This window comes from Streptomyces sp. NPDC044003, from assembly GCF_056435185.1.
On record NZ_JBWKFA010000004.1, the window covers coordinates 422,325 to 447,986 of the forward strand.

The window sequence follows — 25,662 nt, forward strand, 5'->3', positions numbered from 1 at the left end:
GGGTGTCTTGCCGGTCAGGCCGGATCAGGGAGCGGCGTCTGGTGCCTGGGGCCTCCCCAGGCCCGCCAGGGCCGAGGGGACGCATCGCAAGGCGGAGGAGGGAGGCAACGCGGAGCGTTGTCGACCGACGACAACGCGGCGAGGCGCGGTGCCAGACGCCGCGAGCCCGGCCTGATCGGCAAGACACCCCCTATAGTCTCAGCCCTCCCGTACCGGGATCTTCTCGCCGCGCCAGTGCGCCACGATCGCGGCCGGGGCCTTCTCCGGGGAGCCCGCGTCGTACGGCGGCTGCGGGTCGTACTCGGTGAGCAGCTGGATCGTCTGGGCGGTCTCGTCCCCGGCGATCCGGCCGAGCAGGTGCAGCGCCATGTCGATGCCGGAGGAGACGCCGGCGGCCGTGACGTACTTGCCGTCGAAGACGACCCGCTCGCCGGTGGGCTCGACGCCGAGCGCCCGCAGTTCGTCGAAGGCGAGCCAGTGGGTGGTCGCCCGGCGGTCCTTGAGCAGGCCCGCCGAAGCGAGGATCAGGGAGCCGGTGCAGACGGAGGTGGTCCAGGTGCTGGTGGCGTCCGCGGTACGGAGCCAGTCGAGGATCTCCGGGTCGTTCATGGCGACCCGCGCGTCGGGGCCGCCGGGGACCAGGACGATGTCCGGGCGCGGGACCTCGGCGAGGCTCCGGTCGGCGACGAGCGCGAGACTCCCCTGGTCGTTGCGGACCGGCCCGGCCTCCTTGGCCACGAAGACGGTCTCGGCGCCGGGGAGGCGGGCGAGCAGCTCGTAGGGGCCGACGGCGTCGAGGGTGGTGAAGCGGTCGTAGAGCAGGACGGCGATCTGCATCCGTGGTTCCTCTCAGGTGGTGTGGCAGGTCGACCACGGATCAACTGGCAAGGGGTCGACACACGAAGGGATCTCTTGTGGACGACGCTCGGACGACCACGGGGTGGATGACGACGGCGGAGGCCGACGACAGCGGAGGCTGACGGGTCAGGCACGCGCCACGTGGAAGCGGCGGCGGTACTCCGCCGGGGCGGTCCCCAGGGTTTTCAGGAAGGCGCGGCGCATCGCCTCGGGCGTGCCGTACCCGGAGGCGCGGGCGACCTCCTCGACACCGCGCGAGGACTCCTCCAGGAGGCGGCGGGCGTGTTCGAGGCGGACCCGGTCGACGTAGCGGCCGGGCGGGATGCCGGTCTCCGCGTGGAAGGCGCGGGCGAAGTGGCGGGGCGAGAGCCGGGCGCGGGCGGCGAGCGACTCGACGGAGAGGTCCTCGCCCGGGTGCTCCGTGATCCAGTGCTGGAGGTCCCGGAGCGGCTCCCGGCGGGCGGTCTGGGCGGACAGCTGGGCGCTGAACTGGGCCTGGTTGCCGGGGCGGCGCAGGAAGACGACCAGGTGGCGGGCGACGGTGAGGGCGACGTCGCGGCCGAGGTCCTCCTCGACCAGGGCGAGGGCCAGGTCAATGCCGGCGGTGACGCCGGCGGAGGTGGACAGCCGCCCGTCCCGTACGAAGATCGGATCCGGGTCGACGTCGACCTCGGGGTGGCGGCGGGCGAGGTGGTCGCAGGCGACCCAGTGGGTGGTGGCCCGGTGTCCGTCGAGGAGCCCGGCCTCGGCGAGGAGCAGGGCCCCGGTGCAGACGGAGACGAGGCGCTCGGCCCGTGGGGCGTGGACGCGCAGCCAGTCGATCAGGGCCGGGTCGGGTGCGCGGGTGCCCTCGCCGCCGGGGACGACGAGGGTGTGCGGGGGCCCGTCGGCGACGGCGGCGTCGAGGTCGGTGTCGGGGAGCAGGCGCAGTCCGCTGCGCGTACGGACCGGTCCGCCGTCCAGGGAGGCGGTGCGGATCGGGTACGCGGACGGGTCTCCGGCGGCGCGGCCGGCACCGGCGAACACCTCGACGGGGCCGGTGATGTCGAGGCTCTGGACGTCGTCGAAGACGACGACGAGGACGGGTCGCTGCGTCATGGCTCCATCCTTGGCGGGTGCGGAGGCGTCCGCAACGACGGGGAACCCACCTTTTCTGCCATCGGGCTCGGATCGGCGCGGGCCGCCTGTTCCCGTCGTACCGACCAGTCGGTAACGTTCGGGTCCATGACGACTGCCCTTCCCCCGCACGCGGGACGCCGCTGCCACAACGCGCTCAACCCGCTGCACTCCACGCTCTACTTCTCCCCCGACCTGGACCGCGAGTTCGGCACCCTCGGCTTCACCCACCAGAGCGCGATGCGGCTCGCCGCGCGGAGCGCCGCGCTCGGCGCGGTGGGCGCGGGCACGGTCGCCGCGACCTTCTACAACTACAACCACGAGTTCCTCGCGCAGCACCTCCCGGCCGTCTGGGAGACCGCCTCCCCCGCCGAGGTCCTCGACGCGCGGCTGCGGACCGTCGACGCGACCCTGCGCCGGCTGCTGGGCGACGACGTGGTCACCTCCCCGGAGATGGCCGAGGCGGCGGAGCTCGCCCTGCGCGCCACCGAGGCCTGCACCCGGCACGCCCGGCCGCTGTACTCGGCCCACGCCGACCTGCCGGTGCCCGAGCAGCCCCACCTCGCGTACTGGTTCGCCGCCACCCTGCTCCGCGAGCACCGCGGCGACGGCCATCTGTCGGCCCTGCTCTCCGCCGGGCTCGACCCCGTCGAGGCCCTCGCCTCGCACACCGCCACCGGCAAGGGCATGGCCCCGCGCTGGATCCTCGGCACGCGCGGCTGGGGGCGGGCCGACTGGGAGGCGGCGACGGAGCGGCTGCGCGAGCGCGGGCTCCTCGACGCCGACGGCGAGCTGACGGACTCGGGCACGGCCCTGCGCGCCGAGCTCGAGGACCACACCGACCGGCTGGACTCCGCCCCGTACGAGCACCTGGGCGCGGCCGGGGTCGAGCGCCTCACCGAGCTGGGCCGGGGCTTCCTCTTCGCGGCGGCCGGCGCGGGCGCCTTCCCCGCGGACCTGGTCGGCAAGGGCTGACCCGGCGGGCCGGGGACGCGCGCGGGACGGGTCGGTTACCGCGTCCGGGTGACGGACCCGGCAGAATGCACTCGCAAGCTTGAGGCACGAGAAGGCGAGTCGGGACACCGTGACGACGTCCATCGAAGCAAGGATCGCCGAGGAGCTCGGCGTACGCGAGCGACAGGTGAAGGCAGCCGTCGAGCTCCTCGACGGCGGTTCGACCGTGCCGTTCATCGCGCGCTACCGCAAGGAAGCGACCGAGATGCTCGACGACGCGCAGCTGCGCACCCTGGAGGAGCGGCTGCGCTATCTGCGCGAGCTGGAGGACCGCCGGTCGGCGATCCTCGACTCGGTCCGCGAGCAGGGCAAGCTGACGGCCGAGCTCGAGGCGAGCATCCGGGCGGCCGACACCAAGGCGCGCCTGGAGGACATCTACCTGCCCTTCAAGCCGAAGCGCCGGACGAAGGCCCAGATCGCCCGCGAGGCGGGGCTGGAGCCGCTGGCCGAGGGACTGCTCGCGGACCCGTCCGTCGAGCCGGCCGCCGCGGCCGCGGCCTTCGTGGACGCGGACAAGGGCGTCGCGGACGCCCCCGCGGCCCTGGAGGGCGCGCGGGCGATCCTCGCCGAGAAGTTCTCCGAGGACGCCGACCTCATCGGCGAGCTGCGCGAGCGCATGTGGGGCCGCGGACGCCTGGTGGCGAAGGTGCGCGAGGGACAGGAGGAGGCGGGAGCGAAGTTCGCCGACTACTTCGACTTCGCCGAGCCCTTCACCGCACTGCCCTCGCACCGGGTGCTCGCCATGCTGCGCGGCGAGAAGGAGGACGCCCTCAGCCTGGAGCTCGAGCCGGAGGAGCCTACGGAGGGTCCTTCCTCGTACGAGGGGATCGTCGCGGGTCGCTTCGACGTCGCCGACCGGGGCCGGCCCGGCGACAAGTGGCTCCAGGACACGGTCCGCTGGGCCTGGCGGACCCGCATCCTGGTGCACCTGGGGATCGACCTGCGGCTGCGGCTGCGGACCGCCGCCGAGGACGAGGCGGTGCGGGTCTTCGCGACGAACCTGCGGGACCTGCTGCTCGCCGCGCCGGCCGGCACGCGGGCGACGCTCGGGCTCGACCCCGGTTTCCGTACGGGTGTGAAGGTCGCCGTCGTCGACGCGACCGGCAAGGTCGTCGCCACCGACACGATCTACCCGCACGTCCCCGCCAACAAGTGGGACCAGGCCCTTGAGAAGCTGGCGCGGCTCGCGAAGGAGCACGCGGTCGAGCTGGTCGCGATCGGCAACGGCACGGCCTCCCGCGAGACCGACAAGCTGGCGGCCGAACTCCTCGCCAAGCACCCCGAGTTGAAGCTGACCAAGGTGATGGTCTCGGAGGCGGGCGCCTCGGTCTACTCGGCCTCCGCCTTCGCCTCGCAGGAACTCCCGGGCCTCGACGTGTCGTTGCGCGGCGCCGTCTCGATCGCCCGGCGGCTCCAGGACCCGCTCGCGGAGCTGGTGAAGATCGACCCGAAGTCCATCGGCGTCGGCCAGTACCAGCACGACCTGGCCGAGGTGAAGCTCTCGCGCTCGCTCGACGCGGTGGTCGAGGACTGTGTGAACGGTGTGGGTGTCGACGTCAACACCGCCTCGGCGCCGCTGCTCTCGCGGGTCTCGGGCATCAGCGGCGGCCTCGCCGAGAACATCGTGGCGCACCGGGACGCCAACGGCCCCTTCCGCTCCCGCAAGGCGCTCAAGGACGTGGCGCGGCTCGGCCCGAAGGCGTACGAGCAGTGCGCGGGCTTCCTGCGCATCCGCGGCGGCGACGACCCGCTGGACGCCTCGGCGGTGCACCCGGAGGCGTACCCGGTGGTGCGCCGGATGGTGAAGACGACGGGCGGCCAGGTCGCGGCCCTGATCGGCGACACGGGCACGCTGCGCTCGCTGCGGGCGGACGACTTCGTCGACGAGACCTTCGGTCTGCCGACGGTGACGGACATCCTGCGGGAGCTGGAGAAGCCGGGCCGTGACCCCCGTCCGGCGTTCCGTACGGCCACCTTCAAGGAGGGCGTCGAGAAGATCGGCGACCTGGCGTCCGGGATGGTCCTGGAGGGCGTCGTCACCAACGTGGCCGCGTTCGGCGCGTTCGTGGACATCGGCGTGCACCAGGACGGTCTCGTCCATGTGTCGGCGATGTCGAAGACCTTCGTCAAGGACCCGCGCGACGTGGTGAAGCCCGGCGACGTGGTGAAGGTGAAGGTGCTGGACGTGGACGTCCCGCGCAAGCGGATCTCGCTGACGCTGCGGCTCGACGACGAGCCGGGCGCCGACGGCCAGGGCGGTGCGCCCCGGCGCGACCGGGGCGACCGCGATGAGCGCTCCGGCCGGCCGCCGCAGCAGCGTCAGGGCGGTGGCCGCCGGGCCGAGGGCGGGAACCGGAACGACCGCGGGGAGCGGGGCAACAACCGGAACGACCGCGGCGGCCGGGACCGCTCGGCGGCTCCCGCGCCCACCAACAGCGCGATGGCCGACGCCCTCCGCAAGGCCGGCCTGCTCGGCGAGGGCGGCGGCAAGCGCCGATAGAACCCGCAGGTCGGAGGCGGTTTCCGACCGGACTGCCGGAGTCGTCCCCGTACACACCGATCGGCGTGTGCGGGGACGACGCACGTTCACCGGATGTTGAAGCAGGTCGTCCGTTTTTTCCATTGACGCGCGCAGGACAACGAACCAAGATCATCTCCGGCCTCCGCGGAAGGCCGCGACATGTTCCTGCTCCCAGAGGTAGTGACGACCTATGAAGCGCGCGATCGCGAAGGTGGCGGGAGTCTCCGCCGCCGCGATGACCATGGCTCTGATCCCGCTCGCGGGCACCTCGTACGCCGCCGGCTGCTACGGCACCGGCTGCGACAACCTCGGCCCCGTCTCGCAGTCCTGCGACGGTGACGCCACCACCAAGGCGACCGCCACCGCCGACGGCGGGCTCAAGGCCGAGCTGCGCTGGTCCGCCGCCTGTCAGGCCGCCTGGGTCCGCGTCACCGACTCCAGCGGCGGCCAGTGGTGGGACAAGTACGGCTACATCGAGAAGTGGTCGGGCTACGGCACCGGCTTCGTGCGCAGCCTCTCGGTGAAGTTCCCCAACCCGGGCTCGGACTGGTCCAACATGCTCGGCGGCAGCAGCTACTACTACCGCACCTGCATCAAGGACACCGGCACGGGCCACATCGACTGCAGCACCTTCTGGTAGACCCACCGGCTCCCGCGTCGACGCGCACGCGGTCGTCCATTTTTCCTGCTGACGCAGACATGTCAGACTAGCAAGATCAACTCCGGCCCCTCCACGGGGCCGGAGAAATCCCCGCTCCCGGAGGTATCGGCAACAGATGAAGCGCGCACTCGCGAAGGTCGCGGGCGTCGCCGCCGCCGCGATGACGATGGCCCTGGTCCCGCTCGCGGGCACCTCGTACGCCGCCGGCTGCTACGGCTCCGGCTGCGACAACCTCGGCCCCGTCTCGCAGGCCTGCGACAAGGACGCCACCACCAAGGTGTCCGCCACCAACAGCAACGGCTTCAGGGCCGAGCTGCGCTGGTCCGGCACGTGCCAGGCCGGGTGGGTCCGCGTCACGTCCCCCTCCGGCAGCCAGTGGTGGCCCCGGTACGGCTCCATCGAGAAGTGGCTGGGCCCCGGCACCGACTTCCAGCGCAGCCTCACGGTGCAGTTCCCCTACGAGGCGGGCTCCGACTGGTCCAACATGCTCGGCAGCCCCAGCGCGTACTACCGGGTCTGCATCAGCGACAACGGCAACGTGACCTGCAGCAACTTCTGGTAGACCGCTGACCCCCGCGTCCGCGTGAACGAGGCCGCAGCCCGAAAGGCTGCGGCCTCTTCGCGTCGCCCCCCCGGTTACGGCAGGAAGCGTAGCGCCCAGTCCGCGCGGTTGGCGACCGAGAGGTCGTCGTCCTCCGTCAGCGGCTGGAGGAGCCGCCGGGCCGTCTTCGGGTCCGCCTGGACCAGCTCGACGATCTCGGTGGCCAGGCCGTCCTGGTCGTCACCGAGGTCGACGGCGGAGGCACGGATCAGGGCCGGGAGCACGTCCGGTCCGCCGAGGGCGGCGAGGACGCCGCCGAGGAGTTCCCGCGCGTAGAAGTTCCGCTCGGTGATGACGCGGTCCAGCTCCGCCTGGAGGCGCGGCAGGAGACCGGCGTCGCCCGAGGCGGCGATCTCGTCGGCGAGGTCGATCGTCTCGTCGACGTCCGCGTCCAGATCGTCCAGCATCTCGGTCAGCCGGGTCAGTAGGTCGGTCATCGTGCCTCCTGGAAAGCGCCGTCCACCAGGACCGGAACGGCCGCCGAGCCGTCGAGCTCGGCGGCCACGGCCACGTCCTGCGGAAAGCCGTACTCGTACAGTTCACGGCCCGAGTCGCAGCCGTGCAAGGCGGCGACCGGGTCCTCGGTCGCGTCCCACAGCGTGGCCGCCGCGGTCGCCTCCGGGGTCAGGGTGTGCGTCCTCGCGAAGGCGGACAGCACCGCTCCCGCGCCCAGCAGGTCTTCGAGCGCCGGGCGCAGCGAGCCGTCGGGCCACCGCTCGCCGGAGGCGATGACGGCGAGCGGGCGGTCCGCCGTGCCGTAGCCCCGGTCGGCGAGCAGGCGGGCGACGGCCGAAGGGTTGCGCAGGGAGGCCGCCACGACGGTCGCGCCGCCCGAGGCGGCCTCCGCCGCGATCGTGGAGCCGTTCGGGGAGGGCAGGACCAGGCGCGGCGGCCTCGGGGCGGCGCGCAGGGCCGCCGCGGAGAGCGTCCAGGGGTTCGCCTCGGTGGCCTCGCGCCGGCCGACGGCGAGCGCGGCGTCGTGCTCCCGCGCGTACGCCACGGCGGTGGCGTCCCTCCCCCAGACTTCGTCCGGGGGGACCCCCATGCCGTACGGGTAGACGGCCGTGCCGCCCTCGACCGCGACACCGACGGACGTCGTGAACGACAGCACGTCAACCACGACCACGCAGGCGGCCGCCGGGGCGAGGGCCCGCGCCTCGACGGGGCCCCAGCCGAAGGAGACGGTCATCGCGGTCCCCGTCCGAGCGCGACCGGCATCAGAGCTCGGTCACCTTGCCGTCGGCCACCTCGATGCGGCGGGTGGTGCGGACCGCGTCGAGCATGCGCCGGTCGTGGGTGACGAGCAGCAGCGTGCCGGTGTACGAGTCGAGGGCGGACTCCAGCTGCTCGATGGCCGGCAGGTCCAGGTGGTTGGTCGGCTCGTCGAGGACGAGCAGGTTCACGCCCCGGCCCTGGAGCAGGGCGAGCGCGGCGCGCGTCCGCTCGCCCGGGGAGAGCGTGGTCGCCGGCCGCAGCACATGGACGGCCTTCAGGCCGAACTTGGCGAGCAGCGTCCGCACCTCGGCGGGCTCGGTGTCGGGCACGGCCGCGCAGAACGCCTCCAGGAGCGTCTCCGTGCCGTGGAACAGCTTCCGGGCCTGGTCGACCTCGCCGACGACGACGCCCGAGCCGAGCACCGCGTCGCCGGAGTCCAGCGGGAGACGCCCGAGGAGGGCGGCGAGCAGGGTCGACTTCCCGGCGCCGTTGGCCCCGGTGACGGCGACCCGGTCGGCCCAGTCGATCTGGAGGGTGACGGGGCCGAAGGAGAAGTCGCCGCGGCGCACCTCGGCCTCCCGCAGGGTCGCCACGACCGAGCCGGAGCGGGGCGCGGCGGCGATCTCCATGCGCAGCTCCCACTCCTTGCGGGGCTCGTCGACGACGTCGAGGCGCTCGATCATGCGCTGGGTCTGCCGGGCCTTCGCGGCCTGCTTCTCGCTGGCCTCGCTGCGGGCGTTGCGCCCGAGCTTGTCGCTGTCGGTGGCCTTGCGGCGGGCGTTCTTGACGCCCTGCGTCATCCAGGAGCGCTGCATGTGGCCGCGCGCCTCCAGGGCGGCCTTCTTGCCGGCGTACTCCTCGTAGTCCTCGCGCGCGTGCCGCCGGGCGGTGTCCCGCTCCTCCAGGTAGGCCTCGTAGCCGCCGCCGTACAGGGTGATCTGCTGCTGGGCGAGGTCGAGTTCGAGGACCTTGGTGACGGTGCGGGTGAGGAACTCGCGGTCGTGGCTGACGACGACCGTCCCGGCGCGGAGCCCCTTCACGAAGGCCTCAAGGCGCTCCAGGCCTTCGAGGTCGAGGTCGTTGGTGGGCTCGTCGAGCAGGAAGACGTCGTAGCGGGAGAGGAGCAGCGAGGCGAGGCCCGCGCGGGCGGCCTGGCCGCCGGAGAGGGCGGTCATCGGCTGGTCGAGGCCGACGGTGAGGCCGAGGGAGTCGGCGACCTCCTCGGCGCGCTCGTCGAGGTCGGCGCCGCCGAGGTTCAGCCAGCGCTCCAGGGTGATCGCGTACGCGTCGTCCGCGCCGGGCGTGCCGTCGACGAGGCCCTGGGTGGCCTCGTCCATGGCGGTCTGGGCGGCGGCGACCCCGGTGCGGCGGGCGAGGAACTCGCGCACCGTCTCCTCCGCGCGCCGCTCGGGCTCCTGCGGGAGGTGACCGACGGCGGCGGTGGGCGGGGAGAGCCGCAGCTCGCCCTCCTCCGGGGTGTCGAGTCCGGCGAGCAGCCGCAGCAGGGTCGACTTGCCGGCGCCGTTGACGCCGACGAGGCCAATCACGTCACCGGGGGCGACGACGAGGTCGAGCCCGGCGAAGAGGGTGCGTTCGCCGTGGCCGGCGGCGAGGTCCTTGGCGACGAGGGTTGCAGTCATCAGGGAACGAATCCTAGGCGACGCTGCGACACGCCGAGGATTCGAGGAGCCGCAGGAGCACGGAGCGGTAGGTGGCGCCGTGGAAGCGGTACGGGCCGACGCCGGGGTAGCCCTCGCGGACGAGGCCGTCGACGGGGCCGGTCTGCCAGGCGAAGTCGCGCCAGACGACGTCCCCGCCCTCGCGGGCGACGACGGCGGTGACCGCGCCGCAGCCGGGGTCCTCGCAGTCGGGGCAGGAGTGGATCACCTGGCGGGTGCCGTCGGCGCGGAGGAGACGGTGCGCGTGCTCGGGGCGGACGGTCGGCGGGAGGTCCGCCGCGAGGGGCGAGACGGTGTCGAAGCCGTCGGTCTCGTCGAGCCGGTGGAGCAGCGGCCTGCCGTCGACGAGGAAGTCGTGGTGGAGGTGCTCGCCGACCGGGCTGGCGGCGGAGACGAGGTCGAGGGGCGTGTACGGGACCGGCATGACTCCAGTGTTTCCCCCTTCCGTGGCCGCACCGTCCCGGAAATGTCCCGGTCCCGGTACGGTCCGGGTCGTTGCCGGTACGGTCCGGGCATGAAGAGCGACGTGATCGTGGTGGGCGGCGGGGTCGTCGGTCTTGCGACGGCGACCACGCTGGCGGAGCGGGGGCTGCGGGTACGGATCTGGTCCCGGGATCCGTTGTCGAGCACGACCTCGGCGGTGGCGGGCGCCCTGTGGTGGCCGTACCGGATCGAGCCGGCGACCGAGGCCGGGGCGTGGGCACTCACCTCCCTGCGGGTGTACGGAGAGTTGGCCGTCGATCCGGAGCGGAGCGGCGTCCGCTTCGTGTCCGGGGTCCACGCGGACACGGTCCTCGGCGGTCTGGGCCCGTGGGCGAAGGAGGTCGAGGGGCTGCGGCAGTTGGCGCCGGAGGAGGTGCCCGGGCCGTACCGGACGGGGATCGCGGCGCGCCTGCCGCTGATCGACATGCCGGTCCATCTGACCTTCCTGCGGGGCCGGTTCGAGGCGATGGGCGGGACCTTCGAGCAGCGCGAGGTCAGGGACTTCGGGGAGGCCGCCGCCCTCGCCCCGGTGGTGGTCGACTGCACGGGGCTCGCGGCGCGGGAGCTCGTACCGGATCCCGGACTGCGGCCGGTGCGGGGGCAGTTGGTCCTGGTGGAGAACCCGGGGATCGAGGAGTGGTTCACGGCGGCGGACGATTCGGCGGGCGAGACCACGTACTTCTTCCCGCATTCCGACCGGCTGGTGCTCGGCGGGACGGCGCAGGAGGGCGACGAGCGGCTCACCCCGGATCCGGCGACGGCGGCGGCGATCGTGGCGCGGTGCGCGCGGGTGCGGCCGGAGATCGCGGAGGCCCGGATCCTGGGGCACCTGGTGGGCCTGCGGCCCGCGCGGACGGGCGGGGTACGGATCGAGGCGGTGCCGCTGCCGGGCGGCGGGCGGCTCGTCCACCACTACGGGCACGGCGGCGCGGGGGTGACGGTGGCCTGGGGCTGCGCGGAGACGGCGGCGGACCTGGCCCTCGGCCGATGACGGCTCCGTCCAGGGCTGAGGACAGCTCCCTCTACGGGAGACGGGCGGCCGGAAACGACCGCGGGGCGGTTGCCGTCCTTTCGGATGGCAACCGCCCCGCGTGACGTACTACTGCCAGAGCGGCGGCTTGCTGTTGTTGTCCGCGTCGGCGCACTGCTTGGCCTTGCGCTCCAGGGCGTCGGCGCGGGCGAAGGCCTTGCGGGCCTCGTCCGTGGCGCCGAGGCGCTTGAGCTGGTTGCCCCGGTCGCGCTCCTTGTGGGCATCCGCCCGCAGCTTGCTGACGTTGCAGGTGACGGTCTTGGCGGCGGCCGGCTCCGCGGTCGCCGTCTGTCCGAACAGCACGCCCCCGGCGAGCAGCGTCGTGGCGAGCAGGGCCGTCAGGGCCCGGCGCGCGGGCTTGATGTGGCGCATGGTGGTTCTCCAACTCCAGGGCCGTGTCGGCCCGTTCGAGGCATGGTCAGTACCAGCAGGTAACTTTACCTCGGCAAACGTCGGAATCACGCCACGCCGGGCCGGGGGCACCCGATCGTCAACACCTCTCCACAGGACTCCCACTGACGAGGTGATAGGTCGCCCGTGCGTCCAGGAGCAGCGGGACGAGCGCGCGCTGCGACTGGCGCAGCGGCACGAACGCCCCGGCGCCCTCCGCTCGTACGGTCACGCCGTGCAGGGCGAGTTCGTCGCCCACCTCGGCGTACTGCGCGGCGTCCAGGCGGTAGCCGCAGGGCGGGTCGGCGAGGATCTCCGCCGGATCGGCCCGGTCGTTGTCGGCGCCGCCGAGGTAGACCGGGCCCCGGTCGGCGAAGCCGGTGCGCCGGGCGAGGGAGGTGGCTGCCGTGAGCGGCCCGCGCCGCTCGTCCAGGTACGCGAAGGCCCCGTCCAGGGCGGCGTGCTGGGTGGCGACCCGGCGCCGGTGGTTGCGGGCCGGATCGTCCTTCTCGGCCTGGTCGAGGGCGTCCACCCGGGTCTCGACGAGCAGTCCCGCGGAGTGCTTGATGCCGGCCGTGTTGCGCAGGATCCGCTCCTGGCCGTCCCCGGCGACCTGTTTGATCGGCTCGCCGGTGAGCGGGTCGGTCCAGATGCCGTAGATGCCGCTGCTGTAGCCGGCGAGCCCGGCAGTGGGCCGGACGTACGACTCCGACAGCGTCCGGGACTCGTCGTGGACGTGCGGGTCGGCGTCGAGGCTGCGGGGCCAGAGGGCGAGCAGGTCCTTGTCGTAGTAGCGGGGGGTGGCGCCGTACTCGTGGAGGTCGTAGACGAGTGCGGGCCGCCGGTCGCGGACGACGGCTGCGATCGCGCGCGCCTCGGCGGTCCGCAGGGCGAGGTGGTCGCGGTTGACGTCGACGCCGTCGCCGTTGCCCCGGGTGTCGGCCTCGCGGCCGTCGGGGTTCGCGGTGGGGACGACGAGGAGGGTGGTACGGGCGAGGAAACGCAGGGTCTCCTTGTCCTGGGCGTACGCGAGGTCGCGCACCGTGCTCAGGCACGCCTCCCGGCCCGCCGGCTCGTCACCGTGCTGACTGCACACGAGCAGCACGGTCGTGCCCGCGCCGCCCGCGCCGAGGGTGGCGAGCCGCAGCGGGCGGCCCTGCCCGGTGGTGCCGATCTCGCGCAGCGACACCCGGTCGCTCCCCCGGTCGACCGCCGCGAGGAACTCCCCCTCCTCGGCCTCGGTCGTCCACCGGGCGCCCCGGCTCTCCTCGAAGCCGGTGCGCGGGAGGGCCTGTACGGGAGCGCTGTCCGCGGCCTTGGCGGGGACGGTGACGAGCGGCAGGGCGAGGGCGGCGGCGCCCACCGCGAGGGCGAGGGTCCGGCGGGAACTCCGGTGCCCGGTACGGGGGTTCATCGGCGGCTCCCGGTCCTGGCCGGTCGGGTACGGGGGTTCATCGGGCGGCTCCCTCAGGGGCGGTGCCCGGCAGACGCGGTCCGGTGACGGCGGCCGGCGGGACGGGGCCGGTCAGGGACGGGACGGCGGTGGGCGAGGGCACGGCCGGGGCCGGTCCCGTCGTCGCCCGGTCGAACGCCCCGGCACCGCCGACGAGGGGCACCTTCGCCCAGGTGCGGGAGAGGTCGAGGGTGAGGGTCGGGGTGGTCGACGGGGGATCGAGGAGGTCCTTGTCGGTGCCGCCGACGATCAGGGCGAGCCGGTGGCCTGCCGGGACGACGTGGTCGGTCGCGGCGAGGTCCACGGTGAGGGTGTACGCCCTTCCGGGGGTCAGCGGGCGCCCCTTGTGCGGGTCGGCCCAGGTGCCGAGGTCGGCCCAGCCCCGGCTGACGACCGTGTACGCGACGTCCGTCGTGCGGGCCGCGGTCTCCTTGAAGCAGGCGCTGTCGCCCGGGGTGCTGGCGCCCCAGCAGGTGCGGTCGGTGAGGGTGGTGATGCCCTCCCCCGCGGCCCCGTAGTCCCGGATCGTGTCCGGGCCGAGGTCGACGAGGACGGCGGAGAGGTGCGCGGTGGAGGTGGTGGGGGTCGCGGTGACCGTCACCTTCGAGGAGCCGGAGATCCGCAGGTCCCGGGAGAGCGGGCGGGTGACGAAGCCGGCCTTCTCCGGGGTGGGGTCGTCGATCCGGGCGGCCCAGTCCAGCTCGCCCAGGGCCGGGTCGTCGGTGAAGGCCGCCGTCGAGCCGGGTGCGGCGGACGCGCGGCCGAGGACGCCGGGGCCGGAGACGGCTCCGGGGGCGGGGCGCAGGGTGGTGGTCGCGGTGCCGGTCGCCGGCCACTGCCGGTCGGTGGTCCAGACGTCCGGGGCGCGCTCGATGTCGGCGACGGGCTCGCGGTCGATGCCGTTGTCGTAGCCGAGGAGGTAGTGGTCGAACCAGCGGTGCAGGGTGCGGACCCATTCGGCGCGCCGGAAGTCGAAGGGGTCGACGTGGCCGGTCTGGGAGAGCCAGATCTTCCGCTCGACGCCGTGGGCGGCGAGCGCGTCCCACCACTGGCCGAAGTGCTTGGTGCGGACGTTGAGGTCCTGCTGTCCGTGGACGACGAAGACGCTGGCCCTGACCTTGCCGGCGTCCTTCACGTGGTCGCGCTCGGTCCAGGCCGGGGTCCAGTCGCCGCTGTAGGGGGTGCCGGCGGTGATGCGCTCCTGGACGGCGCCGCAGCGGCCCCGTGCCTCGGGGCTGTTCACGTAGTCGGAGAGCCAGCTCGGGTTGTCGCTGTAGAGCGGGGCGCCCTGTGAACGGAAGTAGTCGTACCAGGAGGAGATGGCACCGATCGGAACGATCGTTTTCAGCCCTTCGACGCCGGTGGCGGCGACGCCGTTGGCGATGGTGCCGTCCCAGCTCTTGCCGATCATGCCGACGTTCCCGGTGCTCCAGGTGGTGGCGCGGGCCGGGGTCCCGCCGGTGCGGGAGGTGTAGCCGCGGGCGCGGCCGTTCAGCCAGTCGACGACGGCCTTCGCGGACTGGACGTCGGAGCGGCCGCCGACATCGTCGCAGCCGTCGGAGCGGTTGGTGCCGGCGAGGTCGACGGCGACGAAGGCGTAGCCGCGGGGGACGAAGAAGTTGTCGTAGAAGAGCGGGAGCTGGACGGGGTTCCCGTCGGCGTCGTAGGTCTTCTTCTGGCCCTCGTTGCCGCGTCCGCAGCAGGCGTAGTACGGGCTGGCGTCCATGATGACCGGGATCTTCCGGCCGGCCGCAGCGGGCTCACGGGGGCGCACGATGTCGACGGCGACCCGGTCGGTGCGCCCGTCGCCGTCGCCGTCGAGGCCGGTGTCGACCCAGACGGACTCACGGACGGCGTCGGCGTACGAGTGGACCGGGCGGGACTCGCGTACGAAGGGCGAGACCGCTTCCGGCCGGGCTCCGGCGGGGGTGACCAGGGTGGCGAACAGGGCGGCCGTGGCCGCGGACACGAGGGTTCCGTACGTCAGTCGGGCTCCGCGGGTTCTCCGCTTTCGCATCGGCATGCGCCGGAACGTACCCCGGTCAACTCCCGTGCAAAAGAGTGCCGGAGGGAATCAGGGGGGATTCAGGGCACTCCGGTGACGCACGGGTTCATGTCGGCCGAATGGCGATCGTGTGACAGGGGGTCCTCTGGACGTGACGGTGCGTCGGAGGGCTGAATAGGGTCCGAGCTAAGGACCGACGACCACCCGCGCGTCTTACGTTTCTTATGACTTGGGGAGCACCTGTGCACCGCAGACTCATCGTTCCGAGCGCCCTCGCGGCCTCGCTGCTGCTGGCGATCCCGGCATCGGCCGCCTCTTTCACCCCGGGCGCCCCGGGCATCGGCGACTCCTACTACCCCGCCAGCGGCAACGGCGGCTACGACGTCTCCCATTACGACCTGCGTCTGAAGTACCAGCCGGCCACGGACCTCCTGGAGGGCACGGCGACGATCCTCGCCACCACCCGGCAGGACCTGTCCCGCTTCAACCTGGACCTCGGTCTGAAGGTCAGTGAGATCCGGGTGAACGGCCGCCTGGCGAAGTTCACCGCCTCGGGCGACCACGAGCTGGAGGTCACCCCGGCGTCCCCCCTCGCGAAGAACACGCCGATCACGGTGGTCGTCCGCTACGCGGGCAAGCCCTCCGAGTTCAAGATCGACGGCTGGTCGGCCTGGGCCCGCACCCCGGACGGCGGCGTCGCCGCGCAGGAGCCGGACTCGGCCGTCTGGTGGTTCCCGTCCAACGACCACCCGCTGGACAAGGCCACCTTCGACGTGTCGGTGCTGGTGCCGGACGGTCACCAGGCCATCAGCAACGGTGTGCTGCAGTCGCAGTCCTCGCGGCTCGGCTGGACCCGCTACAACTGGCGCTCCAACAAGCCGCAGGCGACGTATCTGGCGACGCTCGCCGTCGGCAGGTTCGACATCACGACGGACAAGACCGCGAACGGGCTGCCCGTCCTCAACGCCTACAGCAAGGACCTCGGCGACAACGCGGGCGCGGCGCGCGCCTCGATCGAGCGCACGACCGAGGTGGCGGAGTGGCTGGAGTCGGTCTTCGGGCCGTACCCCTTCAACTCCCTCGGCGGCTACGTGCCGAACGTGACCAGCGGTTTCGCCCTGGAGACGCAGACCCGCCCGTTCTACAGCCCGCGCCAGTTCGCCAACGGCGCGAACGTGTCGGTGGTCGTCCACGAGCTGGCGCACCAGTGGTACGGCGACAGCGTGTCCGTCAAGGACTGGAAGGACATCTGGGTCAACGAGGGCTTCGCCCGCTACAGCCAGTGGCTCTGGTCGGAGAAGGAGGGCGAGGGCACGGCCCAGGAGCTGGCGGACTACGCGTACGCCTCGCGGGCGGCCGACGACCCGTTCTGGACGGTGAAGCCGGGTGACCCGGGCGCCGACAACCAGTTCCACATCGCCGTGTACGACCGGGGCGCGCTGGCGCTCCAGGCGCTGCGCAACGAGGTCGGCGACGAGACCTTCTTCGCGATCCTGAAGGGCTGGCCGCAGGAGAACGCCTACGGCAACGCGCACGTCGCGGACTTCGTGACGTACGCGGAGCGGGTCTCCGGCCGGCCGCTCGCCGGCCTCTTCGACACCTGGCTGTACCAGCCGTCGAAGCCGGCCGCCGCGTCGGCTACGGCGGCGGGCCTGTCCGCCCCCGCGGCGGCGCCGTCGTCCCGGTCCGCCGCGAAGCCGGCGAAGCCCGCGCAGCCGAAGTCGTGGAAGAAGATCGCGGAGACGAACACGATCCACGAGAACGAGGCCCCCGAGGGCCACGCCGGGCACTGATCCCCGAGGGCCCCGGTCCCGCGAGGCCGTTCGTCAGCGCTGTGCGCGGCGGGCGGCCTCGCGGGCCTTTCGGGCCAGGGGGAGATAGCGCAGGCGCTCGGGCAGGACGGGCACCACGGCCCGGACGACCCGGGCGAAGCGGCGCAGGGCGCGCTCCTGGGTGTCCGTCCACTCCAGGCCGATGGCCTCGCGGGCGTCCGGCGGCATCAGGCCGACGGTGAGGAAGGCCCGCAGCCGCAGGAAGGGGCGGCGGAGCACGGGCCAGAGGAGGCGGAGGGCGAGCCGGAGCGGCAACGGGCCGCGGTCCGGGGCGGGCAGCGGCAGGTCGGTGTCGAGCAGCTCCCGGACGACGGTGGTGGCCTCGATCTCCTCGGCGAGGACCTTGCGGTAGTACGGCCAGAACGCCTCGATCGTCTGCGGCATGTCCCGGTCGTGGATGCCGAGGATCCGCCCGACCTGGAGCCACTCGGCGTACAGCTGCCGTTCCTGCGCCTCGGTGAGGGGGCGGGCGAGGAGGCGCAGCCCGTGCCGGTAGATGGGGAAGCCGGTCGCGTGCACCCAGGAGTAGTAGGCCGGGGTGAGGGCGTGGTAGCGGCGGCCGTGGGCGTCGGTGCCCTGGATGGTCCGGTGCAGCTCCCGGAGCCGGCGGCCCTCCCTCGCGGCTTCCTCGCCGCCGTAGATCCACAGCTGGAGCGAGCGCAGGGAGCGCTCGCCGCGCCCCCAGGGGTCGGTGCGGAAGACGGAGTGGTCGTCGACGCCGGCGCCGATCGCGGGGTGGGCGACCTGGAGGGTGAGGGCGGCGGGCAGCATCAGGAGCGCCCGGATGTCCCCCGCGACGCTCCACAGCACTCCGCCGACGGGCGGCGGCACGGGCTCGTGACCGGCCGGGGCCCGGTCGAGCGGCTTCACACGGTCCATGGCCATCGCCTTCTCCTCACATGTCCAGGCTGCACCCATGAAGAAGGGGCCGTCACCCGGGCGCTGCGGCCAGGGTGACGGCCCCTTCCGGGGAGTACGGGGTCAGGCGCGGTCGGCGCCGACCGGCTCGCCGACGATGCGGGCGGCGAGGGCGTGGGCCCAGGCGTCGACGTCGGCGGTGAGCTCGCGCTCGGCGGCGGCGCGCTCCTCGGCGATCTTGGCGGCACCGGCGGCGAGGATCGCGTCGCGCTCGGCCTGGCCCTCGGCACGGGCGGCGGCGATGGCGGCCGAGCCCTCCTCGGTGGCCTGGGAGCGGATGCGCGCGGCCTCGTGGCGGGCCTCGGCGAGCTCCGCCTCGTACTGCTCGCGGATGGCGGTGGCCTCGGAGCGCAGGTCGTCGGCGCGCTCGGTGCCGCCCTCGATGGCGTCGTCGCGCTCGTCGAGGGTGCGCTTGATCTTCGGGAGGATGCCCTTCGCCAGGATGAGGAAGGTGAGCCCGAACAGCACCAGACCGAGGATGAGCTCGGCCCAGACGGGGTTGAGCGGACCGAGGTCCATCTCGAAGACAGTGGGGTTGGAAGCGAGGGTCATGCGCGCATTCTACCTGCTCCAAAACACCACAATTCAGACACCGGGAGGAGAGTTGGCGTGATCTTGCGGGCTCGGCCAGATTCCCGGCACCCAAAGGCTACCGGAAGGTAACCACGGCTGATTGTATGTGCGGCGCCAGTCCAACCCCCCACGTACTCATGGGAGTTCACGTGTCGTTCGCCGCGCTCCGCCGCGCCCCCGGCGCCGCCCTTTCGCTCGCGCTCGCCGCCGCCACCCTGGCGACGGCCGCCCCGGCCGCGTCCGCCGCCTCCACCGAGGCCCCCCGGCTGAAGGTGCTCACGTACAACACGTTCCTGTTCTCCAAGACCCTGTACCCGAACTGGGGCCAGGACCACCGGGCCACGGCGATCCCCGCCGCCCCCTTCTTCCAGGGGCAGGACGTCGTGGTGCTCCAGGAGACCTTCGACAACTCCGCCTCGGACGCCCTCAAGGCGAACGCCGCCGCGCAGTACCCGTACCAGACGCCGGTCGTGGGCCGCAGCAAGACCGGCTGGGACGCCACCGGCGGGGCCTACTCCTCGACCACGCCCGAGGACGGCGGGGTGACGATCCTCAGCAAGTGGCCGATCGTCCGCAAGGAGCAGTACGTCTACAAGGACGCCTGCGGTGCCGACTGGTACTCGAACAAGGGCTTCGCCTACACGGTGCTCGATGTGAACGGCACCCGCGTGCACGTCGTCGGCACGCACGCGCAGTCCACCGACCCGGGCTGCTCGGCGGGCGAGGCGGCGCAGATGCGCAGCCGGCAGTTCAAGACGATCGACGCCTTCCTCGACGCCAAGAACATCCCGGCGAACGAGCAGGTGATCGTCGCCGGTGACATGAACGTCGACTCGCACACCCCCGAGTACGGCACGATGCTCGCCGACGCGGACCTGGCGCCGGCCGATGCCCGCACCGGCCACCCGTACTCCTTCGACACCCAGCTGAACTCGATCGCGTCCTACCGCTACCCGACCGACCCGCGCGAGGACCTCGACTACGTCCTCTACCGCTCCGGGAACGCCCGGCCCGCCGGCTGGACCAACAACGTGGTCCTGGAGCAGAGCGCGCCGTGGACGGTCTCCAGCTGGGGCAAGCAGTACACCTACACCAACCTCTCCGACCACTACCCCGTGACCGCGTACTGACCTGAGTCAGTACCCGTAGCCACCGAAGACGCCGTAGAGCCAGACACCGAGCACTCCGGCGACGCAGAGCAGGACGAACCAGGAACCGGGGCTGGTGTGCCGCTCCCTGCGGGGGCGGCGGCCGGGACGGGCGGCACGCGCCGCGCGTCCCGGCCTCTCGCGCTTTCCGGGCCTCCCCGGCTCCCCCGACCTTCCGGCGCGGGACGGGCCCGGTCCCGGCGCCGGCTCGGCGGCCGCGGCGACATCGGCGAGGAGCCGGCGGCAGACGGTCGCGAGCTCCGCCGTCCCGGCCGTCAGGTCGACGACCACCTCCGTACGGGCCGGGGCGGTCGTCCCCCCGTCCAGGATCCGCCCGGCCCGCAGCAGGGCCCGGTCCCTGCCCCCGGTCGGGGCGAGACTGATCCAGCGCCGCACATGCTCGCCCCGGATCACCACACCGCCACCCCGCTCGCGGTAGACGGTGTGCTCCCGCCACAGGACGCCGGCCAACTCGTCGGCCGTCTCCCTGAGTTGCGCGTACATCTGACTCCCCTGATTCCCGTTCCCCCGATTCGAACAGCCGCCGACTCTAGCCCGCGCGCCCGGACTTCCCCACGACGCCCCGCCCCCGTGCCCGTTACCCGCCGAAGTCGTACACGGTGACCGGTATCCCCCGCGCCGTCAGCCGCCCCCGGACCAAGGGCTCCACGCGGTCCCAGGTGCCGCCGGCGAGTCCGCAGCCGATCCGGGGCATGTGGACCGAGGCCCCCAGCTCCACGGCCTTGTCCGCCAGCAGACCGAGGGCCGCGTCGATCGCCTCGTACCGTACGGGGACGCCGCTGCTCCGGCCGGTGCGGATCCCCCGCTGGCCCACCAGGTTCGCCACCCAGAGGTACGGCGAGACCTGCACGAACTGGGCCGCGCCGAGTCCGAAGTCGTTGCCCGCCCGCTCCCGGTGCCAGCGGCGGAAGGCCGCCTCGGGCTCCGGCCAGCGGCGCGAGACGGCCAGCACGAAGCCCTTGCCCCAGCCACCCAGGTCGTTGCAGACGTGGGCGACGATCCGGACACCCTTCCCCTGGGGCGCCGTGGCGTCCCCGCGTACGTACTCGATCTCGGTCATGGGGTCACCGTAGGAGGCGGCACTGACAGGGGGGCGACATCCCGGATGTCAACCAAGGTTGACGGACGCCCGGGTGTCAACCTACATTGACAGCATGACCGATGCGACCGATCTCGCCGCACGGGCCGGAGACCGCGACCCCCGGGTCGGGCTACGGGCCGTCTCCGCCCTGCGGCGACTGCTGGAACAGCTGGAGGCCGTCCAGGTGCGCAGCGCGCGCAACCAGGGATGGTCGTGGCAGGAGATCGCGACCGAGCTGGGTGTCAGCCGGCAGGCCGTCCACAAGAAGTACGGGAGGCAGTGATGTTCGAACGGTTCACGAAGGCCGCGCGCGCCACGGTGAAGGAGGCGGCCGCGTACGCGGAGCGCGGCGGCGCGGCCGTCGTCACCCCGGAGCACCTCCTCCTGGCCCTGCTCGACCGCGAGGAGACCCGCGCGGCGGCGGTGCTGGGACGGCTGTGCCCGCCGGAGCGCCGCCCGTCCCTGCTCTCCGCGCTCTCCGACGCGCGGCGCCGGGCCGGACTGTCCCGGGCGGACGCGGAGGCCCTGGCCGGCCTCGGCATCGACGTCGGCGCGATCGTCGAGCGCGTCGAGGAGACCCACGGCACGGGCGCGCTGGCCGGCGACCGCAAGGACACCGGGTGGTGGTCGGGCCGCCTCACCTTCTCCCGCGAGGCGAAGACCGTCCTGGAGAAGTCGCTCCGCCTGGCCCTGGCCCGCAAGGACCGCGAGATCGGCGACGAGCACCTCCTCCTGGCCCTCACCGTCCTCGGCGGCGTCGTCGCGGAGGCGCTGGCCGACCACGGCGTCACCTTCACCTCCGTCGAGACGGCCCTGTCCTCCCCCGCACCCCTCTGATCCGGTCCCGCCAAGGTCTTTTACAGCGATGGTGAGACAGCAATACTGTTGAACCATGGAGGACGCGAGCGACGACGACCTGGTGCCCGGCTACACCGTGGACGAGCTGGCCGCGCGGGCCGGGGTCACGGTGCGGACCGTGCGGTTCTACGGGACCCGGGGGCTGCTGCCGCCGCCCGTCATCGGGCCCCGGCGGGTCGGGCGCTACGGGGCCGACCATCTGTCGCGGCTCGCGCTCATCGAGGAGTTGCAGCGGCAGGGGATGACGCTGGCCGCGATCGAGCGGTATCTGGAGCAGCTGCCGGACGACCTGAGCGCGCAGGATCTGGCGATCCACCGGGCCCTGGTGGCCTCGTGGGCGCCCGAGTCCGCCGAGACCATCACCCGGCGCGAGCTGGAGCGGCGGGCCGGTCGGGCGCTGACCGGGCGGGACGTGGACCGGCTCGCCGCGATGGGCGTGCTCGACCGGACCGAGGAGACCGATACGTACCGGCTCGACGGCGCCCTGCTGCGGCTCGGGGTCGAGCTGCTCGACGTGCCCATCGAGCACGAGACGATCCTCGCCTCCCGGACCGTGCTCCTGCAGCACGCGCGCGCCGCCGCCCAGGAGCTCTCCCGGCTCTTCCGGGACGAGGTGTGGAGCCCGTACCGGGAGAGCGGGGAGGACCCGGACCACCTGAGCGCGATGAAGTCGCTCTCGGCGCACATGCAGCCGATGGTGGTCCAGGCCCTCCTCACCGCTTTTCAGCGCTCGCTGAGCGAGGAGCTCAGGACCGCCTTCAGGAGTCGGTGAAGGTCTCGCCCCGCTCCGCCTTCTCCACCAGGAGGGCCGGCGGGGTGAACCGCTCGCCGTACGTCGCCGCCAGCTCCCGCGCGCGGGCGGTGAAGCCCGCGACCCCGCCCTCGTAACCGTTGATGTACTGGAGGATGCCGCCCGTCCAGGCCGGGAAGCCGATGCCCATGATGGAGCCGATGTTGGCGTCGGCGACCGAGGTCAGGACGCCCTCCTCCAGGAGCCGGACGGTGTCCAGGGCCTCGGAGAACAGCATCCGCTCCTGCATGTCGCGGAACGGGATCTCGTACCCCGGCTTCGCGAAGTGCCCGCGCAGGCCCGGCCAGAGCTTGCCGCGCCTGCCGTCCTCCCCGTACTCGTAGAAGCCCGCGCCACCGCTGCGCCCGGGGCGCCCGAACTCGTCGACCATGCGGTCGATGACGGCCTCGCCCGGGTGGGTGACCCAGGTGCCGCCCTCGTCCTCGATCGCCTTCTTCGTCTCGTTGCGGATCTTGCGCGGCAGGGTGAGGGTCAGCTCGTCCATGAGGGAGAGGACCTTCGCCGGGTAGCCGGCCTGGGCGGCGGCCTGCTCGATCGAGGCGGGCTCGATGCCCTCGCCGACCATGGCCACACCCTCGTTGATGAAGTGGCCGATCACCCGCGAGGTGAAGAAGCCGCGCGAGTCGTTGACGACGATCGGCGTCTTGTTGATCTGGCGGACCAGGTCGAACGCGCGGGCCAGGGCCTCGTCGCCGGTCCGCTCGCCCTTGATGATCTCGACGAGCGGCATCTTGTCGACGGGCGAGAAGAAGTGCAGACCGATGAAGTCGGTCTGGCGCTCGACGCCTTCGGCGAGGACGGAGATCGGGAGGGTGGAGGTGTTGGAGCACAGGAGGGCGTCGGGGGCGACGACGTGCTGGATCTCCTGGAAGACCTTGTGCTTGAGCGCCGTGTCCTCGAAGACCGCCTCGATGACCGCGTCGCAGCCGGCCAGGTCCGCCACGTCGGCGGTGGGCGTGATGCGGGCGAGGAGGGCGTCGGCCTTCTCCTGGGTCGTACGGCCCCGGGAGACGGCCTTGGCGCAGAGCTTCTCGGAGTACGCCCTGCCCTTCGCGGCGGACTCGGCGGAGACGTCCTTGAGGACGACCTCGATGCCGGCGCGGGCGCAGGAGTACGCGATGCCGGCGCCCATCATGCCCGCGCCGAGGACGGCGACCTTGCGGACCTGCTTCTTCTCCACGCCCTTCGGGCGGCTCGCGCCCGAGTTCACCGCCTGGAGGTCGAAGAAGAACGCCTGGATCATGTTCTTCGCGGTCTGGCCGATGACCAGCTCGGTGAAGTAGCGGGACTCGATGGTGATCGCGGTCTCGAAGTCGACCTGGGAGCCCTCGACGGCGGCGGCCATGATCGCCTTCGGCGCCGGGTAGGGCGCGCCGTTCAGCTGCTTGCGCAGGTTGGCCGGGAAGGCGGGCAGGTTGGCGGCGAACTTCGGGTTCGACGGGGTGCCGCCGGGGATGCGGTGGCCGGGGACGTCCCAGGGCTGGTGGGACTCGGGGTGCGCGTCGATGAAGGCGATGGCCTTGGCCATCATCTCCTCGGCGGTGGCGGCGACCTCGTGGACGAGGCCGTTGTCCAGGGCGCGCTTCGGGGCGTACTGGGTGCCCTGGAGCAGCACCTTGAGGAGGGCGTCGGTGATGCCCATGAGGCGTACGGTGCGGGCGACGCCGCCACCGCCCGGCAGCAGGCCGAGGGTGACCTCGGGCAGGCCGATCTTGGAGCCGGGGGCGTCGAGGGCGACGCGGTGGTGGGAGGCGAGGGCGATCTCGTAGCCGCCGCCGAGCGCGGCGCCGTTGATGGCGGCGACGACGGGCTTGCCGAGGGTCTCGATCCGGCGCAGCGCGTTCTTGATCTCGATGGCGCTGTCGAAGATGTCCTGGGCGTGCTCGGGGCCCGCCTTGATCATGTCCTTGAGGTCGCCGCCGGCGAAGAAGGTCTTCTTCGCGGAGGTGTAGATGATGCCCCGGATGGAGTCCTTCTCGGCCTCCACGCGGTCGGCGATCGCCTTGATCGAGGCCCGGAAGGCCTGGTTCATGGTGTTGGCGGACTGGGTGGGGTCGTCGAGGACGAGGGTGACGATCCCGGTCTCGTCCTGCTCCCAGCGGATGGTGGTGCTCTCGCTCATGACTGCTGCTTCTCCGTGAGTAAGGGGTGCGGACGGGACGTCAGACGCGCTCGATGACGGTGGCGATGCCCATGCCGCCGCCCACGCAGAGGGTGGCGAGGCCGTAGCGCTTGTCCTGGCGCTCCAGCTCGTCGACGAGGGTGCCGAGGATCATGCCGCCGGTGGCGCCGAGCGGGTGGCCGAGCGCGATGGCGCCGCCGTTGACGTTGACCTTGTCCAGGGAGATGCCCATGTCCTTGACGAAGCGCAGGACGACGGCGGCGAACGCCTCGTTGATCTCGACGAGATCGATGTCGTCGATGGTGAGGCCGGCCTTGGCGAGGGCCTTGCGGGTGGCCGGGGCGGGGCCGGTGAGCATGATGGTCGGCTCGGAGCCGGAGACGGCGGCCGAGACGATCCGGGCGCGGGGCGTCAGCCCGTACCGCTCGCCGACCTCCTTGGAGCCGACGGCGAGGAGCGAGGCGCCGTCGACGATGCCGGAGGAGTTGCCGGCGTGGTGGACGTGGTTGATCTCCTCGACCCAGTGGTACTTCTGCAGGGCGACCGCGTCGAAGCCGCCGAGCTCGCCGATGTCGGCGAAGGAGGGCTTGAGGCGGGCGAGGGTGTCGGCGGTGGTGCCGGGGCGGATGAACTCGTCGTGGTCGAGGACGGTGAGCCCGGCGCGGTCCTTGACGGGGACGACGGAGCGGGCGAAGCGGCCGTCCTTGACGGCGGCGGCGGCGCGCTCCTGGGAGAGGGCGGCGTACTCGTCGACGTCGCGGCGGCTGAAGCCTTCGAGGGTGGCGATGAGGTCGGCGCCGATGCCCTGGGGGACGAAGTTGGTCTCCATGTTGGTCATCGGGTCGGCGAACCAGGCGCCGCCGTCGGAGGCCATCGGCACGCGGGACATGGACTCGACGCCGCCGGCGAGGACGAGGTCCTCCCAGCCGGAGCGGACCTTCATCGCGGCCATGTTGACCGCTTCGAGGCCGGAGGCGCAGAAGCGGTTCTCCTGGACGCCCGCGACGGTGTCGGGGAGTCCGGCGGCGATGGCGGCGATCCGGGCGATGTCGGAGCCCTGGTCGCCGACCGGGCCGACGACGCCGAGGACGATGTCGTCGATGGCGGCCGGGTCGAGTCCGGGGTTGCGGGCCTGGATCTCCCGGATGAGGCCGACGACCAGGTCGATGGGCTTGGTGCCGTGCAGGGAGCCGTTGGCCTTGCCGCGTCCGCGCGGGGTGCGGATCGCGTCGTACACGTACGCTTCGGTGCTCACGGGAAGCCTTTCGCGAT

Annotated in this window: 25 protein-coding genes; 10 read left to right on the forward strand and 15 right to left on the reverse strand. The window is 72.7% G+C overall.

Annotation, left to right across the window (positions count from 1 at the left end):
* Nucleotides 1–198 precede the first annotated feature (198 nt).
* Together AC07AW_RS19000 and AC07AW_RS19005 are read right to left on the reverse strand one after the other, a co-directional pair.
* Nucleotides 199–837, reverse strand: coding sequence for a DJ-1/PfpI family protein (locus AC07AW_RS19000; RefSeq protein ID WP_478816623.1), 639 nt, complete (start codon nucleotides 835–837; stop codon nucleotides 199–201).
* Nucleotides 838–984: 147 nt separating this feature from the next.
* Complete coding sequence (locus AC07AW_RS19005) at nucleotides 985–1,956, reverse strand: GlxA family transcriptional regulator (RefSeq protein ID WP_478816624.1); 972 nt, start codon at nucleotides 1,954–1,956, stop codon at nucleotides 985–987.
* Between the two features lie 126 nt (nucleotides 1,957–2,082).
* Between AC07AW_RS19005 and AC07AW_RS19010 the strand changes: the two genes are divergently transcribed.
* The 4 genes from AC07AW_RS19010 to AC07AW_RS19025 all read left to right on the forward strand — a co-directional run bounded on the left by AC07AW_RS19010 (nucleotide 2,083) and on the right by AC07AW_RS19025 (nucleotide 6,732).
* Entirely contained in the window at nucleotides 2,083–2,949 is an 867-nt protein-coding gene (locus AC07AW_RS19010; protein WP_478816625.1) for an SCO6745 family protein, read from the forward strand.
* Nucleotides 2,950–3,058: 109 nt separating this feature from the next.
* Entirely contained in the window at nucleotides 3,059–5,488 is a 2,430-nt protein-coding gene (locus AC07AW_RS19015; protein WP_478816626.1) for a Tex family protein, read from the forward strand.
* Between the two features lie 211 nt (nucleotides 5,489–5,699).
* Nucleotides 5,700–6,149 carry a DUF2690 domain-containing protein gene (locus AC07AW_RS19020; RefSeq protein ID WP_478816627.1) on the forward strand — a complete coding sequence of 150 codons (450 nt, stop codon included), beginning with the start codon at nucleotides 5,700–5,702 and terminating at the stop codon, nucleotides 6,147–6,149.
* A gap of 136 nt (nucleotides 6,150–6,285) precedes the next feature.
* On the forward strand, nucleotides 6,286–6,732 hold the full coding sequence (locus AC07AW_RS19025; protein WP_478816628.1) for a DUF2690 domain-containing protein: 447 nt from the start codon (nucleotides 6,286–6,288) through the stop codon (nucleotides 6,730–6,732).
* A 74-nt stretch (nucleotides 6,733–6,806) separates the two neighbouring features.
* Here the strand turns inward: AC07AW_RS19025 and AC07AW_RS19030 are convergent, their stop codons facing one another.
* Genes AC07AW_RS19030 through AC07AW_RS19045 form a run of 4 tightly spaced genes read right to left on the reverse strand, consistent with a single transcriptional unit; the run spans nucleotide 6,807 to nucleotide 10,089 of the window.
* The gene (locus AC07AW_RS19030; RefSeq protein WP_478816629.1) at nucleotides 6,807–7,208 is read right to left on the reverse strand and encodes a hypothetical protein; all 402 of its coding nucleotides are present in this window, start codon (nucleotides 7,206–7,208) and stop codon (nucleotides 6,807–6,809) included.
* Nucleotides 7,205–7,960 carry a 2-phosphosulfolactate phosphatase gene (locus AC07AW_RS19035; RefSeq protein ID WP_478816630.1) on the reverse strand — a complete coding sequence of 252 codons (756 nt, stop codon included), beginning with the start codon at nucleotides 7,958–7,960 and terminating at the stop codon, nucleotides 7,205–7,207. The genes AC07AW_RS19030 and AC07AW_RS19035 overlap by 4 nt, the downstream gene beginning before the upstream one ends.
* Nucleotides 7,961–7,988: 28 nt before the next feature.
* Nucleotides 7,989–9,626: an ABC-F family ATP-binding cassette domain-containing protein gene (locus tag AC07AW_RS19040; RefSeq protein ID WP_478816631.1), complete on the reverse strand. Its 1,638-nt coding sequence runs from the start codon at nucleotides 9,624–9,626 to the stop codon at nucleotides 7,989–7,991.
* Between the two features lie 13 nt (nucleotides 9,627–9,639).
* Nucleotides 9,640–10,089, reverse strand: a complete 450-nt coding sequence (locus AC07AW_RS19045; protein WP_478816632.1) for a hypothetical protein — start codon at nucleotides 10,087–10,089, stop codon at nucleotides 9,640–9,642.
* A gap of 90 nt (nucleotides 10,090–10,179) precedes the next feature.
* Here AC07AW_RS19045 and AC07AW_RS19050 point away from each other — a divergent pair, with 90 nt between their 5' ends.
* Nucleotides 10,180–11,139: an FAD-dependent oxidoreductase gene (locus AC07AW_RS19050; RefSeq protein ID WP_478816633.1), complete on the forward strand. Its 960-nt coding sequence runs from the start codon at nucleotides 10,180–10,182 to the stop codon at nucleotides 11,137–11,139.
* A 108-nt stretch (nucleotides 11,140–11,247) separates the two neighbouring features.
* Here the strand turns inward: AC07AW_RS19050 and AC07AW_RS19055 are convergent, their stop codons facing one another.
* From AC07AW_RS19055 to AC07AW_RS19065, 3 genes are all read right to left on the reverse strand, one after another.
* Nucleotides 11,248–11,550: a hypothetical protein gene (locus AC07AW_RS19055; protein ID WP_478816634.1), complete on the reverse strand. Its 303-nt coding sequence runs from the start codon at nucleotides 11,548–11,550 to the stop codon at nucleotides 11,248–11,250.
* 118 nt (nucleotides 11,551–11,668) lie between these two features.
* On the reverse strand, nucleotides 11,669–12,982 hold the full coding sequence (locus AC07AW_RS19060; protein ID WP_478816635.1) for a M14 family metallopeptidase: 1,314 nt from the start codon (nucleotides 12,980–12,982) through the stop codon (nucleotides 11,669–11,671).
* A 37-nt stretch (nucleotides 12,983–13,019) separates the two neighbouring features.
* The gene (locus AC07AW_RS19065; protein WP_478816636.1) at nucleotides 13,020–15,044 is read right to left on the reverse strand and encodes a Xaa-Pro dipeptidyl-peptidase; all 2,025 of its coding nucleotides are present in this window, start codon (nucleotides 15,042–15,044) and stop codon (nucleotides 13,020–13,022) included.
* A 224-nt stretch (nucleotides 15,045–15,268) separates the two neighbouring features.
* Here AC07AW_RS19065 and AC07AW_RS19070 point away from each other — a divergent pair, with 224 nt between their 5' ends.
* Nucleotides 15,269–16,819 carry a M1 family metallopeptidase gene (locus tag AC07AW_RS19070; RefSeq protein WP_478816637.1) on the forward strand — a complete coding sequence of 517 codons (1,551 nt, stop codon included), beginning with the start codon at nucleotides 15,269–15,271 and terminating at the stop codon, nucleotides 16,817–16,819.
* Nucleotides 16,820–16,852: 33 nt separating this feature from the next.
* Here AC07AW_RS19070 and AC07AW_RS19075 read toward each other — a convergent pair whose 3' ends face one another.
* Nucleotides 16,853–17,743 (reverse strand): oxygenase MpaB family protein, encoded by an 891-nt coding sequence (locus tag AC07AW_RS19075; RefSeq protein WP_478816638.1) that lies wholly within the window; start codon nucleotides 17,741–17,743, stop codon nucleotides 16,853–16,855.
* A gap of 96 nt (nucleotides 17,744–17,839) precedes the next feature.
* Nucleotides 17,840–18,328 (reverse strand): F0F1 ATP synthase subunit B family protein, encoded by a 489-nt coding sequence (locus AC07AW_RS19080; protein ID WP_478816639.1) that lies wholly within the window; start codon nucleotides 18,326–18,328, stop codon nucleotides 17,840–17,842.
* Between the two features lie 158 nt (nucleotides 18,329–18,486).
* On the opposite strand from AC07AW_RS19080, the gene sph reads away from it, so the two are divergent.
* Entirely contained in the window at nucleotides 18,487–19,479 is a 993-nt protein-coding gene (gene sph / locus AC07AW_RS19085; protein ID WP_478816640.1) for a sphingomyelin phosphodiesterase, read from the forward strand.
* 6 nt (nucleotides 19,480–19,485) lie between these two features.
* Here sph and AC07AW_RS19090 read toward each other — a convergent pair whose 3' ends face one another.
* Together AC07AW_RS19090 and AC07AW_RS19095 are read right to left on the reverse strand one after the other, a co-directional pair.
* Entirely contained in the window at nucleotides 19,486–20,001 is a 516-nt protein-coding gene (locus AC07AW_RS19090; RefSeq protein WP_478816641.1) for a hypothetical protein, read from the reverse strand.
* Between the two features lie 94 nt (nucleotides 20,002–20,095).
* Nucleotides 20,096–20,578: a macro domain-containing protein gene (locus AC07AW_RS19095; protein ID WP_478816642.1), complete on the reverse strand. Its 483-nt coding sequence runs from the start codon at nucleotides 20,576–20,578 to the stop codon at nucleotides 20,096–20,098.
* 94 nt (nucleotides 20,579–20,672) lie between these two features.
* Between AC07AW_RS19095 and AC07AW_RS19100 the strand changes: the two genes are divergently transcribed.
* From AC07AW_RS19100 to AC07AW_RS19110, 3 genes are read left to right on the forward strand one after another with little or no spacing between them, the layout of a single operon-like run.
* Nucleotides 20,673–20,882 (forward strand): helix-turn-helix domain-containing protein, encoded by a 210-nt coding sequence (locus tag AC07AW_RS19100; RefSeq protein ID WP_030315760.1) that lies wholly within the window; start codon nucleotides 20,673–20,675, stop codon nucleotides 20,880–20,882.
* Nucleotides 20,882–21,436, forward strand: coding sequence for a Clp protease N-terminal domain-containing protein (locus tag AC07AW_RS19105; RefSeq protein ID WP_478816643.1), 555 nt, complete (start codon nucleotides 20,882–20,884; stop codon nucleotides 21,434–21,436). Before AC07AW_RS19100 ends, AC07AW_RS19105 begins: the two co-directional genes overlap by 1 nt.
* 55 nt (nucleotides 21,437–21,491) lie before the next feature.
* A complete protein-coding gene (locus AC07AW_RS19110) occupies nucleotides 21,492–22,229 on the forward strand; it encodes a MerR family transcriptional regulator (protein WP_478816644.1) in 738 nt (245 codons plus the stop codon).
* Here AC07AW_RS19110 and AC07AW_RS19115 read toward each other — a convergent pair.
* Both AC07AW_RS19115 and AC07AW_RS19120 read right to left on the reverse strand, forming a co-directional pair.
* Complete coding sequence (locus AC07AW_RS19115) at nucleotides 22,216–24,390, reverse strand: 3-hydroxyacyl-CoA dehydrogenase NAD-binding domain-containing protein (protein ID WP_478816645.1); 2,175 nt, start codon at nucleotides 24,388–24,390, stop codon at nucleotides 22,216–22,218. The genes AC07AW_RS19110 and AC07AW_RS19115 overlap by 14 nt on opposite strands.
* A gap of 40 nt (nucleotides 24,391–24,430) precedes the next feature.
* Complete coding sequence (locus AC07AW_RS19120; protein WP_478816646.1) at nucleotides 24,431–25,645, reverse strand: acetyl-CoA C-acetyltransferase; 1,215 nt, start codon at nucleotides 25,643–25,645, stop codon at nucleotides 24,431–24,433.
* Between the last annotated feature and the right edge of the window lie 17 nt (nucleotides 25,646–25,662).

Bases quoted from the DNA above. Each gene is read 5' to 3' on its own strand.
- AC07AW_RS19045 (WP_478816632.1), bottom strand. From the start codon at position 10,089: ATGCCGGTCCCGTACACGCCCCTCGACCTCGTCTCCGCCGCCAGCCCG.
- AC07AW_RS19100 (WP_030315760.1), top strand. From the start codon at position 20,673: ATGACCGATGCGACCGATCTCGCCGCACGGGCCGGAGACCGCGACCCC.
- AC07AW_RS19005 (WP_478816624.1), bottom strand. From the start codon at position 1,956: ATGACGCAGCGACCCGTCCTCGTCGTCGTCTTCGACGACGTCCAGAGC.
- AC07AW_RS19020 (WP_478816627.1), top strand. From the start codon at position 5,700: ATGAAGCGCGCGATCGCGAAGGTGGCGGGAGTCTCCGCCGCCGCGATG.
- AC07AW_RS19110 (WP_478816644.1), top strand. From the start codon at position 21,492: ATGGAGGACGCGAGCGACGACGACCTGGTGCCCGGCTACACCGTGGAC.
- AC07AW_RS19035 (WP_478816630.1), bottom strand. From the start codon at position 7,960: ATGACCGTCTCCTTCGGCTGGGGCCCCGTCGAGGCGCGGGCCCTCGCC.
- AC07AW_RS19095 (WP_478816642.1), bottom strand. From the start codon at position 20,578: ATGACCGAGATCGAGTACGTACGCGGGGACGCCACGGCGCCCCAGGGG.
- AC07AW_RS19000 (WP_478816623.1), bottom strand. From the start codon at position 837: ATGCAGATCGCCGTCCTGCTCTACGACCGCTTCACCACCCTCGACGCC.
- AC07AW_RS19090 (WP_478816641.1), bottom strand. From the start codon at position 20,001: ATGTACGCGCAACTCAGGGAGACGGCCGACGAGTTGGCCGGCGTCCTG.
- AC07AW_RS19105 (WP_478816643.1), top strand. From the start codon at position 20,882: ATGTTCGAACGGTTCACGAAGGCCGCGCGCGCCACGGTGAAGGAGGCG.
- AC07AW_RS19050 (WP_478816633.1), top strand. From the start codon at position 10,180: ATGAAGAGCGACGTGATCGTGGTGGGCGGCGGGGTCGTCGGTCTTGCG.
- AC07AW_RS19075 (WP_478816638.1), bottom strand. From the start codon at position 17,743: ATGGCCATGGACCGTGTGAAGCCGCTCGACCGGGCCCCGGCCGGTCAC.
- AC07AW_RS19010 (WP_478816625.1), top strand. From the start codon at position 2,083: ATGACGACTGCCCTTCCCCCGCACGCGGGACGCCGCTGCCACAACGCG.
- AC07AW_RS19060 (WP_478816635.1), bottom strand. From the start codon at position 12,982: ATGAACCCCCGTACCGGGCACCGGAGTTCCCGCCGGACCCTCGCCCTC.
- AC07AW_RS19115 (WP_478816645.1), bottom strand. From the start codon at position 24,390: ATGAGCGAGAGCACCACCATCCGCTGGGAGCAGGACGAGACCGGGATC.
- AC07AW_RS19080 (WP_478816639.1), bottom strand. From the start codon at position 18,328: ATGACCCTCGCTTCCAACCCCACTGTCTTCGAGATGGACCTCGGTCCG.
- AC07AW_RS19025 (WP_478816628.1), top strand. From the start codon at position 6,286: ATGAAGCGCGCACTCGCGAAGGTCGCGGGCGTCGCCGCCGCCGCGATG.
- AC07AW_RS19055 (WP_478816634.1), bottom strand. From the start codon at position 11,550: ATGCGCCACATCAAGCCCGCGCGCCGGGCCCTGACGGCCCTGCTCGCC.
- AC07AW_RS19065 (WP_478816636.1), bottom strand. From the start codon at position 15,044: ATGCCGATGCGAAAGCGGAGAACCCGCGGAGCCCGACTGACGTACGGA.
- AC07AW_RS19040 (WP_478816631.1), bottom strand. From the start codon at position 9,626: ATGACTGCAACCCTCGTCGCCAAGGACCTCGCCGCCGGCCACGGCGAA.
- sph (WP_478816640.1), top strand. From the start codon at position 18,487: ATGGGAGTTCACGTGTCGTTCGCCGCGCTCCGCCGCGCCCCCGGCGCC.
- AC07AW_RS19030 (WP_478816629.1), bottom strand. From the start codon at position 7,208: ATGACCGACCTACTGACCCGGCTGACCGAGATGCTGGACGATCTGGAC.